The 17,569-nt window shown below is 71.1% G+C and carries 16 protein-coding genes; 5 read left to right on the top strand and 11 right to left on the bottom strand.

Annotated features, from left to right (window positions below; genetic code table 11):
• Nucleotides 1–27: 27 nt before the first annotated feature.
• Nucleotides 28–1,284 (bottom strand): extracellular solute-binding protein, encoded by a 1,257-nt coding sequence (locus tag ACWCWD_RS16745; protein ID WP_450773549.1) that lies wholly within the window; start codon nt 1,282–1,284, stop codon nt 28–30.
• 193 nt (nt 1,285–1,477) lie between these two features.
• Here ACWCWD_RS16745 and ACWCWD_RS16740 point away from each other — a divergent pair, with 193 nt between their 5' ends.
• The 3 genes from ACWCWD_RS16740 to ACWCWD_RS16730 all read left to right on the top strand — a co-directional run bounded on the left by ACWCWD_RS16740 (nt 1,478) and on the right by ACWCWD_RS16730 (nt 4,790).
• On the top strand, nt 1,478–2,311 hold the full coding sequence (locus tag ACWCWD_RS16740) for a GntR family transcriptional regulator (protein WP_450773548.1): 834 nt from the start codon (nt 1,478–1,480) through the stop codon (nt 2,309–2,311).
• Nucleotides 2,312–2,449: 138 nt separating this feature from the next.
• The gene (locus ACWCWD_RS16735) at nt 2,450–3,655 is read left to right on the top strand and encodes a right-handed parallel beta-helix repeat-containing protein (RefSeq protein WP_450773547.1); all 1,206 of its coding nucleotides are present in this window, start codon (nt 2,450–2,452) and stop codon (nt 3,653–3,655) included.
• A 34-nt stretch (nt 3,656–3,689) separates the two neighbouring features.
• Nucleotides 3,690–4,790, top strand: a complete 1,101-nt coding sequence (locus tag ACWCWD_RS16730) for a methyltransferase (protein WP_450773546.1) — start codon at nt 3,690–3,692, stop codon at nt 4,788–4,790.
• Between the two features lie 81 nt (nt 4,791–4,871).
• Here ACWCWD_RS16730 and ACWCWD_RS16725 read toward each other — a convergent pair whose 3' ends face one another.
• From ACWCWD_RS16725 to ACWCWD_RS16695, 7 genes are all read right to left on the bottom strand, one after another.
• Nucleotides 4,872–5,192, bottom strand: coding sequence for a TcmI family type II polyketide cyclase (locus ACWCWD_RS16725; protein WP_328723156.1), 321 nt, complete (start codon nt 5,190–5,192; stop codon nt 4,872–4,874).
• 103 nt (nt 5,193–5,295) lie between these two features.
• Nucleotides 5,296–5,775, bottom strand: a complete 480-nt coding sequence (locus tag ACWCWD_RS16720) for an SRPBCC family protein (RefSeq protein ID WP_450773545.1) — start codon at nt 5,773–5,775, stop codon at nt 5,296–5,298.
• Nucleotide 5,776: 1 nt separating this feature from the next.
• Nucleotides 5,777–6,034 carry an acyl carrier protein gene (locus ACWCWD_RS16715; protein ID WP_327174252.1) on the bottom strand — a complete coding sequence of 86 codons (258 nt, stop codon included), beginning with the start codon at nt 6,032–6,034 and terminating at the stop codon, nt 5,777–5,779.
• Between the two features lie 16 nt (nt 6,035–6,050).
• Entirely contained in the window at nt 6,051–7,310 is a 1,260-nt protein-coding gene (locus ACWCWD_RS16710) for a ketosynthase chain-length factor (protein ID WP_450773544.1), read from the bottom strand.
• A complete protein-coding gene (locus ACWCWD_RS16705; RefSeq protein ID WP_450773543.1) occupies nt 7,307–8,575 on the bottom strand; it encodes a beta-ketoacyl-[acyl-carrier-protein] synthase family protein in 1,269 nt (422 codons plus the stop codon). The genes ACWCWD_RS16710 and ACWCWD_RS16705 overlap by 4 nt, the downstream gene beginning before the upstream one ends.
• Nucleotides 8,572–9,024, bottom strand: a complete 453-nt coding sequence (locus ACWCWD_RS16700; protein ID WP_450773542.1) for a cupin domain-containing protein — start codon at nt 9,022–9,024, stop codon at nt 8,572–8,574. The genes ACWCWD_RS16705 and ACWCWD_RS16700 overlap by 4 nt, the downstream gene beginning before the upstream one ends.
• A 71-nt stretch (nt 9,025–9,095) precedes the next feature.
• The gene (locus tag ACWCWD_RS16695) at nt 9,096–10,214 is read right to left on the bottom strand and encodes a TcmI family type II polyketide cyclase (protein WP_450773541.1); all 1,119 of its coding nucleotides are present in this window, start codon (nt 10,212–10,214) and stop codon (nt 9,096–9,098) included.
• Nucleotides 10,215–10,469: 255 nt separating this feature from the next.
• Between ACWCWD_RS16695 and ACWCWD_RS16690 the strand changes: the two genes are divergently transcribed.
• Nucleotides 10,470–12,218 carry an FAD-dependent oxidoreductase gene (locus tag ACWCWD_RS16690; RefSeq protein WP_450773540.1) on the top strand — a complete coding sequence of 583 codons (1,749 nt, stop codon included), beginning with the start codon at nt 10,470–10,472 and terminating at the stop codon, nt 12,216–12,218.
• Between the two features lie 99 nt (nt 12,219–12,317).
• Here ACWCWD_RS16690 and ACWCWD_RS16685 read toward each other — a convergent pair whose 3' ends face one another.
• Both ACWCWD_RS16685 and ACWCWD_RS16680 read right to left on the bottom strand, forming a co-directional pair.
• Nucleotides 12,318–13,205, bottom strand: coding sequence for a class F sortase (locus tag ACWCWD_RS16685; RefSeq protein WP_450773539.1), 888 nt, complete (start codon nt 13,203–13,205; stop codon nt 12,318–12,320).
• Nucleotides 13,206–13,297: 92 nt separating this feature from the next.
• Nucleotides 13,298–13,795, bottom strand: a complete 498-nt coding sequence (locus ACWCWD_RS16680; RefSeq protein ID WP_450773538.1) for a sortase — start codon at nt 13,793–13,795, stop codon at nt 13,298–13,300.
• Between the two features lie 567 nt (nt 13,796–14,362).
• Here ACWCWD_RS16680 and ACWCWD_RS16675 point away from each other — a divergent pair.
• Nucleotides 14,363–15,415 (top strand): glycoside hydrolase family 43 protein, encoded by a 1,053-nt coding sequence (locus ACWCWD_RS16675; protein WP_450773537.1) that lies wholly within the window; start codon nt 14,363–14,365, stop codon nt 15,413–15,415.
• A gap of 60 nt (nt 15,416–15,475) precedes the next feature.
• Here the strand turns inward: ACWCWD_RS16675 and ACWCWD_RS16670 are convergent, their stop codons facing one another.
• Nucleotides 15,476–17,035, bottom strand: a complete 1,560-nt coding sequence (locus ACWCWD_RS16670; protein ID WP_450773536.1) for an alpha-L-arabinofuranosidase B — start codon at nt 17,033–17,035, stop codon at nt 15,476–15,478.
• Nucleotides 17,036–17,569 lie beyond the last annotated feature (534 nt).

Below are 17,569 nucleotides of genomic sequence, written 5' to 3'. Positions count from 1 at the left end.
TCGGACACGGCGCCTTCCCGTTCCTGCTCACGGGTTGAGGGTCTTGCTGATGGCGTCGGACGCGGCCTTCGCCGCCTTCGCCGGGTCGGTCCCGGTGAGCACGGCCGTCATGTACTCCTTGATCGGGTTGGTCGCCTCGACGGCGGCCCACTCGGGGGAGTTGGGCGTGGCGCGCCCCTGCGCGGCGGCGGCGGCCATCGCCGCGTTGCCCTCGTCGTCCTTGAGTACACCGGCGAGCGAGGTCCGGTTGGGTACGTAGCTCATGGCGCGGGCGAGCTCGGTCTGCTCCTTCTCCCCGGCGAGCGCCGCGACCACCTCGTACGCCGCTTCCTGATGGGCCGAGGCGACCGGGACGATGAGATCGGACCCGCCGGTGAAGGTCGCTCCCGGCTTGCCGGCCTCCTTGCCGGGGATCGGGAAGAAGCCGAGTTTGCCCGCGAGGGCGGGGTTGGCCTGCTCCACGATCTTGGCGCCGCCGGGTACGGCGATGATCTGGGCGACGTCGCCCTTGGCGAAGACGTCCGCCTGGGGCGGCTTCGCCTCGTCGGAGTCCTTGGGGCCCTGGCCCAGGGCCTGGAGCCGGCGGTAGAACTCCATGCCCCGCAGCGCCTCGGGGCTGTCGAGCGCGCCCCGCCACGTGTCGCCGTCCTGCACGGCGAGTTCGCCGCCCTCCTCCCAGACGAAGCCGGCCAGGGTGTACCAGTTCTGCCCGGGGAGGTAGATGCCCTGCGTCCCGCCCTTGTCGAGCTTCCCGGTGATCTTCAGCCACTCCTCCCGGGTCGTGGGCGGCGCGGTGATGCCGGCCTTCGCGAAGAGGTCCTTGTTGTAGATCACCACGCGGTTGGCCGCGTACCAGGGAACGCCGTACTGCTTCCCGTCGACCTTCCCCGGCTCCGCGAGGCCGGGCAGCCAGTCCGCCCCCTGCAACTCCGTGACCTTGTCGCTGAGATCGAGCACCCCGCCGCTCTGCGCGTACTGCGCGACCTGGGTGTTTCCCACCTCGATCACGTCCGGGGCGTCCTTGCTGGCGAGCGCGGCGGTGATCTTCTCGCCGATCCCGTCCCACTCCTGTATCTGGATGTCCAGTCGGGTCTGGGCGTGCTGGGCCTCGAAGTCCTTCTCGAACCGCTGGAGATAGGCGTCGGAGACGCTGTCCTTCATGATCCACACGGTGAGAGCGGTGGGCCCGTCCGACTGACCGGACCCGGAGGAGGAGTTGTCGCACGCGGTGAGCGCACACATGGCCGCCAGGGCCACCGCGGCCGGGATGAAGCGGATCTTCACTGGATTCACCTCGAAAAGGAGTTGACCAATTGGTCAACTGGACAACGGCGTGGGTAGAAGGTGGCATAGACCAGTGGTGGCGTCAACCCTCGTTTTAATATGGGCAGTTGAGTGCGTTGTACACTTCCGGGAGACCCAACCATCGTTTACCACCGAACCAGTTGCCGATGAAGAGGCGGAGAGGCCGGATCCCATGCAGAACAGCTCCTCGGGCTCGGGTGGCGTACTCAAACGGGAGCGGGTCCGTGAGCACCTCCTCGGCCTGATCGAGGCGCGCCGGCCCGGCGACGCGATCCCCTCGGAGCGCACGCTCAGCGCCGGACTCGGCGTCTCGCGGCCCACCTTGCGCGCCGCGGTCGACGAACTCGTCGCCACCGGACAGCTCGTACGCGAACACGGGCGCGGGATGTTCGTGGCCCCGGCCAAGATCACCCAGGAGTTGGCCCCTGACGACGCGGCCTTCGTGGTGCCCCGGGCGGCCGGCGCCTGGTCCAGCAGGCTCCTGCGGCTCGACACGATCCGTGCGGGAGCGCGCATCGGCCGCAAGCTGCGGGTGTCGCCCGCGGCCGAGGTGGTCTACATCGCCCGTCTGCGCCTGGTGGACGGTTCACCGATGGCGATCGAGCACCTGCACATCCCGGCGGAGCTCGTCCCCTCCCTCACCCCGCAGGAACTGGAGGCGGGGGACCTCTACGACCATCTGCGCGAGCATCACCACGTCCACGTCGACCAGGCGGTCCAGTCCATCGAGCCGACCGTCATCAACGAGGCCGAGGCGGCTGTCCTGGACATCCCGGTCCTCTCGCCGGCCCTGCTGATCGAGCGCCTCACCACCGACACGGCGGGCCGGCCCGTCGAGTACGTCCACTCCCTCTACCGGGGCGACCGCTACCGCATCGTCTCCCGGCTGTCCCTCGGGACCTCGGCCCCGCACCCACGCCCCGAGAGTCACCACCCGGGAATCCCGCCGGGGGACTTCGCGCACGGAGACATCATCACCTCGTCCACGACGGGAGACGCCCACTGAGTCTTCCGGAGCGGTTCGCGGGCCGCGGCACGGCCCGGCCGGGCGGGGCGGACGCCCGCGTAAGCCATTCAGGGGCGCGTTGTATCCACTCGCTCACCTTGCGTGGCGGCAGTGGTTGATCGCCCATAGCTTCGGCTCATGAGAACAAAACACATGAAATGCCTGGCGGGCGTCACGGCCGTCACGGCCACCGTCCTGGGGTTCTCGGCCGGCCCCACGGCAGCGTCCGGACACCATGAATACGTGGTGCACCCAGGAGAATCGATCCAGGAAGCGGTGGACGCCGCACACTCCGGCGACACCGTCGTCGTCCTGCCCGGCACCTACCGCGAGAGTGTGCTGATCACCACGCCGGGCCTGACGCTGCGCGGTACGGGCGAGCGCACGGTCCTCGCACCGCAGCCGGCCGAGGCGACCGGGACGGCGGAGGCGACCGGGACGACAGAGGCGGCAGCGGCGACCGGGACGGCCGAGGCGACGGAGGCGACCGGGACGGCGCCCGCCAAGACCGCCTCGGGTCCCGCCGCCAAGGGCCCGAGGGCGGTCAACGCCTGCGCCGCGGGCGGCAACGGCATCTGCGTCGTGGGCACCGCGGCGAACCCCGTCGACGGCGTCAGGATCCGCGCGCTGACCGTCTCCGGCTTCGCCAAGACCGGCGTCTGGGCGTCCTGGACCGACGGGCTGTCGGTCCGCCGGGTGACCGCGCGGGACAACGGAACCTGGGGCATCGCCCAGGAGCGCTCCACCCGCGCCGACCTCCGGCACAACACCGCCACCGGCAACGGCGACGCGGGCATCTTCGTCGCGAACTCGGTCAGCGAGGAGGGCGGGGCGACCGACACCGACGGGACGGTCGTCGCGGACAACTCCGTGAGCGGAAACCGCATCGGCGTCACCGTGCGCCGGGTCCGCAACCTCCGGATCGACGACAACACCGTCACCGGCAACTGCAGCGGGATCTTCGTCGTGGGCGACGAGTCCAAGCCCGCGGCCGGCGCGATGACGATCAGCGGCAACCGCATCGTGAAGAACAACAAGCTCTGCGCGGCCACCCCGCGCCTCTCCGCGATCCAGGGGTCCGGCATCGTCCTCACCGGCAGCGAGAGCACGGTCGTGCGCTCCAACGTCATCCAGGGCAACGTCGGCACCACCGATTTCTCCGGCGGCATCCTGCTCTTCAAGAGCTTCGTGGGCGCGCTCAACACCGACAACACGGTCCAGGACAACCTCGTGAGCGGCAACAGCCCGGCCGACCTCGCCAACCGCGACACCTCGGGCACCGGCAACACCTTCACCGGCAACACCTGCGCCACCTCCGAACCGGCCGGGATGTGCGCCGAATGACCATCCACCGCCGCACCAGGAGGAACGAGACGGCATGACCACCGTGAGCCCCACCCCCGAGACCAGCCCCGAGAGGGCCCCCCTCACCTCCACCCTCGCCGCGCCCCACGCCAACGCGGGCGCCCCGACCCCGCCGCCCTCCATGCGGCTGCGCGAGCTCGCCTTCGGGGCGGCCTGCGCCGCGGCCGTACGTGCGGCGGCCCGGCTGGGCGTCGCCGACGCCCTCGGCGAGACCCCGGCCTCCGCCGCCGAGCTCGCCCTCGTGGTCGACGCGGAGCCCGTACCGCTCCAGCGGCTGCTGCGGGCGCTGACCTGCTACGGCGTCTTCGCCGAGACGGAGGACGGCAAGTTCGTCCACACCGACACGTCACGGCTGCTGCGCGAGGACGACCCGCACAGCCTGCGCTACATCTCCCTGTGGTGCACGGAGCCCTGGACCTGGGACGTCTGGCCGCGCCTCGACGACGCGGTCCGCTCCGGCACGAGCGTCTTCCCCGAGACCTTCGGCAAGGGCTTCTTCGACTACCTCCACCAGGACGCCGGCGAGTCCGCCCACGTGTTCAACCGGGCGATGACCACGTCCAGCGTGCAGTCCGCACACGACGTCGCCGAACTCCTCGACCTGACCGGCGTCTCCTCGGTCGCCGACATCGGCGGCGGCCAGGGCCATGTGCTCGCCAGCCTGCTGGAGAAGCACCCCTCGGTCCAGGGAACCCTCATGGACCTGCCGGGCGTCGTGGCCCGCGCCGACGAGCGGCTGCGCGACGGCGGCCCGCTCGCCGACCGGGTCCGGATCGTGGCCGGCGACTGCCGCGAGGACATCCCGTTCGAGGTGGATCTCTACGTCATCAAGAACATCCTCGAATGGGACGACGAGAGCACCCGGAGGACCCTGCGCAACGTGGTCGCGGCGGCCCGTCCCGGCGCCCGCGTGGTGATCATCGAGAACCTCGTCGACGACACCCCCTCGATGCGGTTCACCACCGCCATGGACCTGCTGCTCCTGCTCAACGTCGGGGGAGCGAAGCACACCCGGGAGAGCCTGCTCGGGCGCATGTCCGATGCGGGCCTCCAGGTGGGCGAGGTCCACCCGGTCAACGCCTACCTCCACGCCTTCGAGTGCACCGTGCCGTAAGCCTGCCGCGCGAACGGAAACGCCCCGGGTCCGGCACTTCGGTGCCGGACCCGGGGCGTTTCGCCGTGCGGTGGCGGAGCCCTACCGCTGCCACGTGTAGAACGGCTGGGCCATCGCGTCCTTCGGGCCGCGCCAGGTCTGCGGGTCGTACGGGCTCACGAACGCGGTGAGCCGGTCGCTGATGGCCTTGAACTCCGGGTGCTCCGTCACCTTGGCGATCTCCGGGCCCGGCGGGCGGTCGGACTCGATCAGGTGCAGGTACACGTCGCCGAACTGGAACAGCGTGCGCCGGTGCACGCCGACGAGGTGGGGGAGGTCCGTGTTGTCGGAGGCCTCGAACAGCTTCGCGATGTCCGGGGCCGAACCCGGAGCCATCCGGGCGACGATCAGAGCGTGGTGCATCTGGCTGCCTTTCGGGGCGTGAGGGGTGTGGGTGGCCGAAGTGGTGACAGCACCGCGGCCGGGAAGGCCCGCCGGCTCGCGGCGAACCCTCCCGGCCGTAGGACTAGTTGGCGGGTACGGAGGCGGCGCGGCGCTCGCGGTCGCGCTGCTCGATCTTGTCGCGGATGAGCTCCATCTGGACGCGGGAGTTGCGGTTGATGTTGTCCGTCATCCACGCGTCGTCGACCGGGGCGTCCGGGCGCATCGCGAAGTCCTGCCGCCAGAGCATCCGCGTACCGCCCTGGACCTCCGTGTACTCCCACCGGATGTCCATGTGCTGGAACGGGCCGGGCTCGACCCGCCGGGCCTGGACGTTGCGTCCCGGGCGGTCGGTGGTGCGCTCCGAGACCCAGCTCCAGACCTTGCCGTTGTCGTCGGGGTGCATGGTGAGGCGGAACGTCGTCTTCTGCCCCTCCCGCTTGAGGACCTCGACGGCCGCGTACTCGCTGAACAGCTGCGGCCAGTTCTCCAGATCGTTCGTCGTCTCCCAGACCAGGTCCAGCGGAGCGGCGATGATGATCTCGTTCTCGGTGTGTCCGGACACGTCAGGCTCCTGTCACGAGGGTGTTGTTGACCAGGTCGAGGAACTCGGCGGGCGTCTTGCACTGGTCGGCGTCGGCCGGCAGCGCGTGACCGTAGCGGTTCTCCAGCACGGCCACGATGCCGAGCAGACCGAGCGAGTCCAGGCCGTACTCCTCGAAGGCCGAGTCGGGACGGCTCGCCATCTCCGACGGGTCGGCGGTCAGGCCGGCGCCGCTCTTCATCAGGGCGGACAGCTCTTCGTACGTCAGCGATGCGGTCATGGGGCACTACTCCTTCTCACAGCGGGGTGTCGGTGGGGCGGCGCAGCACCAGGGCCGAGTTCGACCCCATCAGGCCGCGGCTCAGCACGAGCGCCGTGCGCAGTTCGGCGGGGCGCGCCCGCCCGGTGACCACGTCCAGGTCGTGGCACACGTCGAAGACGTTGGGCGTCGGCGGGATCAGACCGTGTTCCATGGCGAGCACGGCGGCGGCCGTGTCCAGCACCGGCGCGCCGCAGTAGGCACGGCCGATCCCGGTCTTGGGCGCCGTCACCGGCACCCGGCGCCCGTGCGCGCCGAGCGCGTCGGCGATCGCCAACGCCTCGGCCCGGTCCGCCGAGGGCACACCGAGCGCGTCCGCGAAGACCACGTCGATCTCCTCCGGCGCGCAGCCGGCCTCCCGCAGTGCCCCCTCGATCGCGCGGGCCAGCCCCGCACGGGACTCCTCCCACCGCGACGCGCCGGTGAAGGTGGCGGCGTGACCGGCCAGTTCGGCCCGCACCCTGGCACCGCGCTCGCGGGCCACCGCCTCCTCCTCGACGACCAGCATGCCGCCGCCCTCGGCCGGTACGAATCCGCAGGCGTCCGCGGTGAACGGCCGGTAGGCGCGGGTGGGTTCGTCGCTGAGGCTGAGGTCTTCGTAGCCGAGCTGGCAGACGACCGAGTACGGCGCGAGCGGCGCCTCGGCCGCACCGACCACCACGGCGTCCGTGCCGCGCCGGATGGAACGCGCCGCGTGCATCAGCGCGTCCAGGCCGCCGGCCTCGTCGCTCGCCACGACGGCGCACGGCCCCTTGAAGCCGCCCCGGATCGAGATCTGACCGGTGCTGGCCGCGTAGAACCAGGCGATGGACTGGTAGGGACCGACATAGCGCGAGCCCTCCCCCCACAGCCGCTGGAGTTCGCGCTGGCCGAACTCACCGCCTCCCGAACCGGCGGCGGTGACCACGCCCACCTTGAACGGCGCGCCCTCGTAGTCGGCGCGGCCGAGCCGCGCGTCGCTCAGGGCGAGGTCGGCGGCGGCCATGGCGTAGTGCGTGAAGCGGTCGGTCTGGACGAGGAAGCGCTCCTCGATGAACGCGACCGGGTCGAAGTCCCTGACCTCGCCGGCGACCTTGAGCGGAAGGTTCTCGCAGCCCTCGCGGGAGACCAGGTCGAGGACGCTGACGCCTTCCTGGGTCTGCTTCCAGAAGGCGTTGGCGCCGGTTCCGTTGGGGGCGACGACACCGATACCGGTGATGACGGAGGTGCGACGTGCGTCGGCTGCCCGAGTGCTCATGTGGTCCTCCCGCCCGAGCGGGTCAGGGCGACGGCGGACTGGAATCCCCCGAATCCGCTGCCGACCGAGAGCACGCTGCGCAGTTTGAGGGGGCGTGCGGTGCGCGGTACGTAGTCGAGATCGCACTCGGGGTCGGCGGTCTCGTAGTTGGCCGTCGGCGGCACCGTCTGGTGCTTGAGGGCCAGGACGCACGCGGCGATCTCGATGGCTCCGATGGCACCGAGCGAGTGGCCGACCATGGACTTGATCGAACTCATCGGCACCTTGTACGCGTGCGAGCCCAGGGCCCGCTTCACCGCGGCCGTCTCGTGCCGGTCGTTCTGCTTGGTGCCCGAACCGTGCGCGTTGACGTAGTCGACCTGCGATCCGTCGATCCGGGCGTGCGCCAGGGCGCTGTTGATGGCCTCGGCCATCTCCAGCCCCTCGGTGGTCAGCCCCGTCATGTGGTACGCGTTGCCGAAGGTGGCGTACCCCGAGATCTCGCAGTAGACGGTCGCCCCGCGCGCCCGTGCGTGCTCCAGCTCCTCCAGGACGAGGACGGCACCGCCCTCGCCCATCACGAACCCGTCCCGGCGCGCGTCGAACGGCCTGGAGGCGTGCTCCGGATCGTCGTTGTTCGCCGAGGTCGCCTTGATCGCGTCGAAGCAGGCCACCGTGATGGGGGTGATCGGGGTGTCGGACGCCCCCGCGATGCAGACGTCCACCCGGCCCTCCTCCACGGAGTGGAAGGCGTAGCCGATCGCGTCGAGGCCGGAGGTGCAGCCGGTGGAGACGGTCTGTACGGGCCCGTGCGCACCGACTTCCTCCGCGACCGCGGATGCCAGGGTGCTCGGCGCGAACGCCCGCTCCAGGTGGGCGCCGGCCGACCGGTGGTCGACGTCCCATCGCGTGCCTCTCTCGCTGACCGCGACGTAGTCGTGTTCCAGACGGGTGGTGCCGCCGACCGCCGTCCCGAGGGAGACCCCGATGCGCCAGGGGTCCTCCTTCTCCAGGTCGAGCCCGGCGTCGCCCAGCGCCTCCCTGGCGGCCACCAGCGCGAACTGGACGTACCGGTCGGAACGGGCGATCAGCTCCGCGTCCAGGCCATGGACGACGGGATCGAAGTCGCACTCGGCGGCGATCCGCGAGCGGAACTGCGCCGGGTCGAACAGGGTGATGCCGCGCGTCGCCGTACGCCCGTTGGCGAGCAGGTCCCAGAACGCCGGGGCGCCGATGCCACCGGGTGCGACGACGCCGACCCCGGTGACGGCCACGCGGCGGGTCATGAGGACGCCCCCGTTCGTTCTGGCGGCGCTCCGCGCTCGGCCGTCTCCGTGGCCGCGGTGGCCTCGGTGACCTCCGTGTCGACATGGCCGAGTTCCGGACGCGGGGCGAGCGGCCCCAGGTGGAAGACCATGCGAGCCTCCACGTCCCCCACGTTGCGGAAGCGGTGGCGGACGTGCGGCGGGATCAGCAGCCCCTGGTCGGGCCGCATGGGATACGTCTCGCCGTCCAGGTCCACTTCGAGGTGTCCCGCCACGACGTACACGAACTCCTCGGAGTAGGGGTGGTAGTGCTCGCCGATCCGGTCACCCGGTTCGACGAGGGCCAGCCCCATGAAGCCGCTGGTGGCGCCGACTGCGGTCGGGGTGAGCAGGGCGCGCAGGTCACCGCCGCGCCTGCGGTTGGGCTGGGTCTCGCTGAGATCCACGATGCGATGCCGGTGGATGGTCATGGCTGCTTTTCTCCAGGCACGTTGGGAGGTGTGACGGCAGGCCGGGGCCGGCCCCCGTTGCCGGTGACGCGTCAGGACTCGGCGGACCGGCGGTCCGTGATCAGGCTCATCTCGGCCTGGGCGAGGAAGCGCACGGCTTCCTGGTCGTTCGTCGGCACGCTCTGCACACCGCCGTCGAGCAGCCGGTCGAGCACGGCCGCCTTGCGGTCGCCGCCGATGCCCAGCGCCTGCGTGGGCTGCGCGTCGAGCGGGCCGATCACTTCGAGGAGCCGCACCACGACGTCGTCGCGCTGGAAGATCGTGCTGCTCTCGATGGGGCTCGCGACGTCGTCCGCGTTCTCCTCGTCCTGGCCGGCGAGCAGCCGGGCCAGCGCCATCCCGCAGCCCTCCTTGGCCTGGTAGAACAGCGCGTGCCGCTGGACGTCCGCGGCACTGTGGCGGCCGGCCGTCACGTGGTGCACGGTCGGCAGGGCGGCCCGGGTGAAGAACATCCGGGCGGAGTTGGGGTCGCTCAGGTCCCGGTCCTGCTCCAGGTACGGGTTGATGGCCTCCTCGACGGCCCGGACCTCGGGCTGGCGGGAGACGTGGCGCAGTGCCGCCATCAGGTCGCCCTCGATCTCGACGGCCCGCACGACGCGGTTCCCGTGCATGAAGAGCGAGGTACGGCGCAGCCGGGTGTTCTCGTTGACGCGGGCCTGCGGGGAGTCGTAGTCGGCGAGAATCTTCGCGACCATCTCCTCGGTTCCCGGCTTCACCGTGAAGGTGAGCGCGTGGCGTACGACGCCGTCGCCCAGGCGCGGCGCGGACTGGAGGCGGCCCCGGAGGGGCTCGGGGGTCGACTCGAACGCCGCCCCGGTCTCCCGCAGCACGCTGAAGCGCAGCGAACGGGTGTCGCGCACACAGCTGTGCAGCGGCTGCACCGTCGCCACGTGCTCCTCGCTGTTCACCCAGGCGAGGAAGGGGGGCGCACTGTCCCACTCGCTGGTGATGAGCCACTGGGAGGGGTTCTCGATGGACTGGCACAGCTGGTCGCTGATGTGTCCCGGGATCGAGGCGACCTGGTTGCGCATGTGCTCGTACGCCTCCAGGAACTGGTTCTGGGCGCCGTCGTGCAGGTCAAGGAGCAGTATGACCCGGAGCCTCGAACCGTCGAAGGCGGACTGGGATACCCGTTCCGAGAGGATTGTCATCGCTTTTGTTCTCCTGTCCCGTTCCCGCCCGTCATGGGCCGGTTTCGGTGAAGTCGCGCAGGTCCTGCCTGCCGGTGGGTGGGCGTCCCGCCCCGTGCGGCGCGCGCACCGCTCCCCGCGACCGATCGTGGAACGCTGGTACGGGCGGCGCCAGATTTATGAACCGTTCAGGTGAGGCGTCGGCACAAGCCCCGCCCAACCCCTCCGACCAGGGCATGGACAGTGCGTCCCCCTGCGTCGAGCTGGAGCAATCGAATGAACGAAAGCGTCGACCACCGCGTGCCGGTCCTCATCGTGGGCGGCTCCCTGGTGGGGTTGTCCACCTCCCTCTTCCTGAGCCGGCTCGGCGTCGACCACCTCTTGGTGGAGAAACACCGCAGCACCTCGACCCACCCCCGGGGCCGGGGCAACAACGTCCGCACGATGGAGGTGTTCCGCGCCGCCGGCGCGGAGCAGCTGATCCGCGACGCGGCATCCGTCCTCGCCGACAACCACGGCATCCTGCAAGCCGGTTCACTCACCGGTGACGACCAGGAATGGCTCTTCAAGGAGATCGACCCGGGCAACGGCCTCGCCCGGTTCAGCCCGAGCGGCTGGTGCCTGTGCAGCCAGAACGACCTGGAACCCGTCCTCGTCGACCACGCCCGCGACCAGGGCAGCGACCTGCGGTTCTCCACCGAACTGCTCACCTTCGAGCAGGACGCGAACGGGGTCACCGCCGTCGTGAAGGACCGGGAGACCGGGGAGCACGCCACGGTGCGCGCCGACTACCTGGTCGCCGCCGACGGTCCCCGAAGCCCGATCCGCGAGCAGCTGGGCATCGGCCAGACGGGCCCCGGAGACCTCTTCCACAACGTCAGCATCACCTTCCGCTCCCGTCGCCTCGCCTCCGTGGTGGGGGACCGGCGTTTCATCGTCTGCTACCTCACCAACCCGGCGGCGGACGGGGCGTTGCTGCCGGTCGACAACGAGGAACGGTGGGTCTTCCACGCGCCGTGGCAGCCCGACCGGGGCGAGACGCTGGAGGACTTCACCGACGAGCGGTGCGCCGAGCACATCCGCCGGGCGGTGGGGGACCCGGAACTCGACGTCGAGATCACCGGCAAAGCCCCCTGGCACGCGGCCGAGCGGGTCGCCGAACGGTACGCCTCCGGCAGGGTTTTCCTGGCCGGCGACTCGGCCCACGAGATGTCCCCCACCGGGGCGTTCGGCTCGAACACCGGCATCCAGGACGCCCACAACCTGGCATGGAAGCTCGCAGCCGTGGTCGGCGGGGCGGCGGGCCCGGAGCTCCTTGACACGTACGAGGCGGAGCGGCTCCCGGTGGCCAGGGCCACGAGCGCGCGCGCCTCGGCCCGCTCGGGGGAGCACAGTCACCCGGGGTACGCCGGGCCGCCCGGAGGCCAGGGCGCTCCGAGCGGTGCCGGTCGACCTGGCGGCCCTGGTGGGCAGGGCGGTCCCGGCGGTGCCGGTCGACCTGGCGGCGCTCCCGGTGGGCAGGGAGGTCCCGGTGGTCCCGGTGGCGGCCGTCAGGGCGGGATGCTCTCCGTCGCCCTCGGCTACCGCTACGTGCGCGGAGCGGTCCTGGGGGTCGACCCGGACCTCCCGGTCGTGCCCGAGGGCATCGGTCTGACGGGCGAGCCCGGCACCCGCGCCCCGCACCTGTGGCTCGGCCGCGACGGTGAGCGGGTGTCCACGCTGGACCTCTACGAGCAGGCGTTCGTCCTGCTCTGCGACGAGGACAGCCCGGAGTGGCGCGGCGCGGCCCGCCACGTGGCGAAGCGACTGGGCATCCGGCTGGACGCCTTCACCATCGGGTCCGGCACGGAGGCGGATCTGCGGTCCGAGGACGGTGCCGACTGGGCAGCCGTCCACGGGACGTCCGCCGAGGGCGCCGTGCTGGTACGCCCCGACGGATTCGTCGCCTGGCGCGCACAGGGCGCGGCACCCGACCCGGAGACGGCGCTGTACGGGGTCCTGACGACCCTGCTCCACCGCGCCTGATCCACGAACCACAGCACCGGACACTGATCCCCGGCGGGCCCTCGGCCCGCCGGGGATCAGTGCGTGGTCGCCCCTGCGCCACGTCTTCCCGCGCGGCCGTCAGCGCGAACCGGTCAGGGCGGCGAAGACCACGACGTTCTCCTGGTACCCGGACCCCTTGTCGTACTCGCCGCCGCAGGTGATCACCCGCAACTCGGGCCGGTTCGACGGGCCGTAGACCTTCTCGTCAGGGAAGTCCTTCTTGCTGTAGGCCTCGACGGCGTACACCGTGAACACGGCGGTGGTCCGGTCGGCCCGGACGATCTCGACGGTGGCGCCCTTGCGCAGGGACCCCAGCAGGAAGAAGACACCGGGCCCGAGCCTGGTGTCCACGTGCCCGGTCGTGATGGCGGTGCCCACCGAGCCCGGCACCGTCCCGTCGGCGTACCAGCCGCTGAGCACCGGGTTGTTGTCGGGCGGCGGCTTCAACGCGCCCGACGCGTCGAGGCCCAGCTTCATCATGGGCGAGTCCACCTTGAGCACGGGAATCCGCAGGCGTACGGGCGGGGACGGCGGCAGCGGCGGTACGGCGGGGGACGCCGGAGCGGGCCCCGCCGGACGGGCCTGGCCGGCGGAACCGGCCGGCCCGGGACTCACCGGCAGGGGCCGCAGGGGCGCCGGCCGGACGGGCGGCCGGGGGAGGAGGACCGGCGGCGCGGTGGGGCGGCGTACGAGGGAAGGCGGCAGGCGCACCGGATACCGCGAGGCCATGTACACCGGGCCCGCGGGGACGGGGACCGGGGGCGCGGCGGCGGGCGGCGGGGCGGAGGAAGGGGCCGCGGAGGGCGGCGGGGGTGCGGCGGCGGCCGGCGGGTCGGGCGGCTGCGGCGGCCGGTCGTCCCGTAGCCCGCTGACCACCAGCACGGTCCCCGCCACCACGGCCCAGACCAGGTATTTGACCGCCGGGAACGGCTGGGGCGATGTACTGGTACTGCGCCCGGATTCCATCGCGTGTCCTCTGCTTCGCGGCGGGTGGGGTGGTACGGCCGCGCGCCCCGGAGCACGGCGGGGTGCGGGGCGCGCGGACGGGTTTCGTACGGTCAGTCGCGGGCCGACGCCGCCCGGCGGCGCATCCTGAACACGGCCCCGGCCGCCGCTCCGGCGAGCAGCACGGAACCCGCGGCGAGCTGCGCGCCGTGGTTCACCGGGACGCTGAATCCGGCGGCCACCCCGCCGCTGGGCGTGCGGTCCGCGATCCGGTAGGTGTCCGTCATCTGGATGCGCGGGGGACACTTCACGGTGACCGTGTCCGTACCCGGCTTGGCGTCGTCCGGCACCTCGAACTCGCCGACGAGCACACCTTTGCGCTCGCCCTCGAAGAGGTGGAACGCGCCCGCGGCCTCCGAGGTCCCCTTGCCGTAGGTCTCCTTGCCGCAGGACCGGGTGGAGACGGTGACCAGCGAACCGGGGGAGGCGCTCCGCGGGCTGATGTGAATGGTCTGCTCACCGGCGGGGTCCGCGGCCACGGCGGCGGGGGCAGCGAGGGCCAGCAGGCCTACGGCCAGACAGATACCCGCACCGGTGCGTGTGTTGCGCATGAGGTTCCTCCATCGACAGCGTGGCCCGGCCGGACTGCGCGGCTCCTCCGCTGTGCTCCGCGTCCGAGGCAACCGACACTCCGTCACGCCCGCAACATGGAGGGCGGGCCCACCTGTCACCCGGTCAGGCTCGGTATTCCGAATCGGGCTCCCGTTTGCGCAGGTCATCCTCCTGCGGGGGAGAGCGGGCGAGACGGCTGTGCCCGGACGGCGAACGGGCTAAGGCAGTCCGGGTCCGGGGCCCGGCAGTTGAGCGCGAGGGCGGGCGCCTCGGCCGGTGTCCGACGGTCCGACACCTGATGGGCAGTGGGACGGCGGCCCGTGCCACCCGCCCGTCCCCGCTTATTGACATGTGCAGGTCCATTCTTGATGCTGTGAGAGCGCTCTCAGCGGGTGAGTGGGGGAGCTCGGTGGTGGGGGGAGTTCGACGGCCGGTACCGCCCCTGCGGCGTCCTCCGAAGCGGTCCCGGCCGGATGCCGCGCGCGGTCCGGCGTTCCTCGGCCGGTTCCCGCCGGTGTCGAAACGGAGGCGAACCGTGGAACGGGACCATGAATCCAATCCGCCGAATGTACGGCCTTGCCGCCCTTGTTCTCGCAGGGGTCCTCACGGCCGTGATGTCCGTGTCGTCGGCGCAGCCCGCCCGGGCTTCCCAGACGAGCATGCGGGCCGCCGACCCGAGCGTGATCCGGGTCGACTCCACCTATGTCTCCGTGCAGTCGACCGGTGGCGGCATCGCCGTGCGCCAGGCGTCGTCGACGGCCGCTCTCGCGTCCGCACCCGCGCGGCAGGTCTGGTCCGACACCCGGGGCCTCGGTGAGGTCTGGGCCCCGGAGGTCGTACGGGACGGCGGCCGGTACTACATCTACTTCACGGCCGGGACCGGTTCCGCGCACCGGATGTACGTGATCAGCTCGACGGCCCCCGACAGCGGGTACACCGCCGAGACCCAACTCGCCCTGCCCGACAACAAATGGGCCATCGACGGCACCGCGTTCACCTTCAACGGGCAGCGCTGGTTCGTCTGGTCCGGCTGGGCAGGCGACACCAACGTCGAGCAGAACCTCTACATCGCCAGGATGAGCAGCCCCACCACGCCGACCGGCGCGCGCTACGTCATCTCGCAGCCCCGGGAGAGCTGGGAGCGGGTCGTCGGCAACCCATTCATCAACGAGGCGCCCGAGGCGATCAAGGACCCGAACGGTCAGCTGCACATCGTGTACTCCGCCAACGGCAGCTGGAGCGACCAGTACTGCCTGGGCGAACTGCGGCTGCGGGCCGGCGGCGACCCGACGTACGTATGGGACTGGTACAAGTCGAACGGGTGCCTGTTCGGCTCGAACCGCTCGACGATGATGGCCGGCTGGGACCCGACCCTGCAGGTGAACGGTCCCGGGCACCACAGCTTCGTACTGCTGGACGGCGACATCAACACCAGCCCGCCGGCCGGACCGCAGTTCCCGCTGATGTTCCACGCGGTCCCGAAGGGGACGGCGTACTCGTGGGACAACCGGTACTGGTACACCGGGACCTTCTGCTGGTGGGGCGGTACGACCTACAGCCGCGCCAACGTCCCGGGAGCGACCTCGGACACCGGCTGGAGCCTCAAGTTCTTCGAGTGAGGCGCGGCGGAGCGCGGGCGGCCGTCCTCGGGGGTGGCCGCCCGCGCTCTCACGGGAGGATCAGGGAGTCCAGGCGGTGACGACCGCCCAGCTCACGTCGTCGGGCCAGAGCGCCGTGGCGTCGAAGGTGTTGGAGCCGCCGTTGGAGGCGACGTATCCGGTGTTGTTGTAGTGGCGGATGTAGCGGTCGGCGAAGTTGTACGAGACCAGGGAGTTGCCCTGCCCGTTCACGCCGGCCTGCGAGCAGAAGGTGGCGTCGTTGGCGAACAGCGCGGAGCCGTCGTTGGCGTGCAGATAGAGCTGGTAGTTCTGGTGCCGCAGATAGCTGCCCGGCGTGTTCTTCGACTCGAAGGAGCGGCAGGAGCTGTTGGCCAGGCCCGGCCGGACGATCCAGGAGGCGTTCGCCTTGTCGGTCGCCGAGCTGGCGGAGGAGACCACCGTGGTGTTGACGTTCGCGCCGGAGTGGCTGAGGTAGCTGGTGGTGCAGCAGGACGTGGTCGCCCGGAGCGAGACGGAAGAACCGGAATTGAGGGCGGTCCCGCCGCTCGCCCCTTGCGTGTACCCGGCCGCGACGATGTTGGCCTGGACGGCGTTCTCGGTCGCGTCGGTGGGATAGCCGGAGGTTATGACGCCCTCGTAGAAGGTGCCCGCGGCGCTGACGCTGTTGTCGCCGCCGATGCCGAGGATGATCGCGCCCTCCTTCTTCATCGGGTTGTAGCCGGAGGCGTTCGGCCGGACCCCGTTGTAGTAGGTGGACAGTGAGCCGGACTGGGCGTTGCCCGCGCGGATGGACCAGTGGTTCGGCTCGCCCTTGACGATCGCGGTCAGGAAGCGGTGGTTCACCGTCGGGTCGCCTGCGTTGTTGCCGGTGTTGACGCCGGAGAACAGCCCGTTCTCCAGGTCCGCCATCACCCAGGGACCATTGCCCGCACCCGAGCCCCAGCCACGGCTGTTGCCGAAGTAGATGGCCTCCATGGTGCCGTTGCCGTTGTCGCGGCTGTTGGTCTCGGCGTTGCCGTAGTCGAAGCAGCAGCCGTCGTTGTAGTGCGTGCCGTCGAGGATCGCGTACATGCCCTCGGGCTGGTCGCCGGTGGCGATCCCGTTCGTCGCGTTGTTGCGGTAGCCGGTTCCCGGCGAGACGAAGACGCCGTAGGCGCGGTTGCCGTTGAGGTTGACCGGCGCCATCGTGGCGTTGGCGAGCTTGTCGTAGCCGCCCGACGCGGGGCCGCTGAACCCGCCCGGAGGCGCCTGGGTGAGGCGGTTGTTGCGGCCCGTCTGGTCGTAGATGACCGTGATGACGCAGCTGGTCCCGGCACAGAACGAGTCCTGCGTGGCGGCGTTGGCGTACCCGCCGGCGCTGAGCACCCCGATGTCGCGCGTGGTGCTGTCCGAGGCGCGACGCACCTGGTACAGCGCCCCGTTGTAGGAGCCGTACAGGGCTCGGGTGGTGCTGTGCGCGGCGACGCACGGCGTGCCGCCCGCGGCGTACAGGTCGCACGGCTGGGACGTCGCGGCCTGGGAGGCGGTGGTGCCCGTCAGGGCCCCCGCGACGAGCACGGCGGCCAGGGTCGCCGTCAGCGCGGCGGCTCGGCGTCGAAGAGCGGACCGGAGTCCTGACATTCCTTTCATTCCGTTCATTCCTCTCATCGCTGTCCTCGATTCGGTGGTGGGCTTCGGGAAGGCGCATGCGGATGTGCGGATGTGCGGATGTGTGGGCATGCGGGCATGCGGGGACGCGCCGTGGTGCGGCGTTCTGCGGGGGTGCGGGGTGGGGCAGGGGCGCGGAGGCGGGCAGCGCCGAGCTCTGTGTGACGGGTGGGGGGGGTATGCCGAGGCGCGGATCCGGGCCGGGAGCGTGCGGGGTCGGCCGCCGGACAGGACTGCGCCGTCCGGCGGTGCGGGGGTGCGCCGGTACGACGAGGTGGCCGCGTCGCACGAGGAAATCGGGCGGCGGGAGGGAGCGGGTCCTTGCGCTGTCGCAGGTCAGGCCGGCGAGAGAAATTGTTAGCGCTAACAATTCTGACGTGACGTCGAGTGGGGGGAGAGGTCGCTTGGGTGGCACAGACGCTAAACCGAGGGGGCGAGGCGCGCAAGAGTTTCGTCCAACTCCCGCGAAGTGCGGATGGGAGTGGGGCAGTTCGGTGGATCGTGGTG

The sequence above is a fragment of the Streptomyces sp. NPDC001493 genome (assembly GCF_053597235.1).
Note: the sequence above shows the minus strand (reverse complement) of the source record. Positions and strands in the feature narration are given on the sequence as shown.

Bases quoted from the DNA above. Each gene is read 5' to 3' on its own strand.
- ACWCWD_RS16685 (WP_450773539.1), bottom strand. From the start codon at position 13,205: ATGGAATCCGGGCGCAGTACCAGTACATCGCCCCAGCCGTTCCCGGCG.
- ACWCWD_RS16725 (WP_328723156.1), bottom strand. From the start codon at position 5,192: ATGCACCACGCTCTGATCGTCGCCCGGATGGCTCCGGGTTCGGCCCCG.
- ACWCWD_RS16710 (WP_450773544.1), bottom strand. From the start codon at position 7,310: ATGAGCACTCGGGCAGCCGACGCACGTCGCACCTCCGTCATCACCGGT.
- ACWCWD_RS16705 (WP_450773543.1), bottom strand. From the start codon at position 8,575: ATGACCCGCCGCGTGGCCGTCACCGGGGTCGGCGTCGTCGCACCCGGT.
- ACWCWD_RS16680 (WP_450773538.1), bottom strand. From the start codon at position 13,795: ATGCGCAACACACGCACCGGTGCGGGTATCTGTCTGGCCGTAGGCCTG.
- ACWCWD_RS16695 (WP_450773541.1), bottom strand. From the start codon at position 10,214: ATGACAATCCTCTCGGAACGGGTATCCCAGTCCGCCTTCGACGGTTCG.
- ACWCWD_RS16730 (WP_450773546.1), top strand. From the start codon at position 3,690: ATGACCACCGTGAGCCCCACCCCCGAGACCAGCCCCGAGAGGGCCCCC.
- ACWCWD_RS16735 (WP_450773547.1), top strand. From the start codon at position 2,450: ATGAGAACAAAACACATGAAATGCCTGGCGGGCGTCACGGCCGTCACG.
- ACWCWD_RS16675 (WP_450773537.1), top strand. From the start codon at position 14,363: ATGTACGGCCTTGCCGCCCTTGTTCTCGCAGGGGTCCTCACGGCCGTG.
- ACWCWD_RS16740 (WP_450773548.1), top strand. From the start codon at position 1,478: ATGCAGAACAGCTCCTCGGGCTCGGGTGGCGTACTCAAACGGGAGCGG.
- ACWCWD_RS16715 (WP_327174252.1), bottom strand. From the start codon at position 6,034: ATGACCGCATCGCTGACGTACGAAGAGCTGTCCGCCCTGATGAAGAGC.
- ACWCWD_RS16670 (WP_450773536.1), bottom strand. From the start codon at position 17,035: ATGTCAGGACTCCGGTCCGCTCTTCGACGCCGAGCCGCCGCGCTGACG.
- ACWCWD_RS16690 (WP_450773540.1), top strand. From the start codon at position 10,470: ATGAACGAAAGCGTCGACCACCGCGTGCCGGTCCTCATCGTGGGCGGC.
- ACWCWD_RS16700 (WP_450773542.1), bottom strand. From the start codon at position 9,024: ATGACCATCCACCGGCATCGCATCGTGGATCTCAGCGAGACCCAGCCC.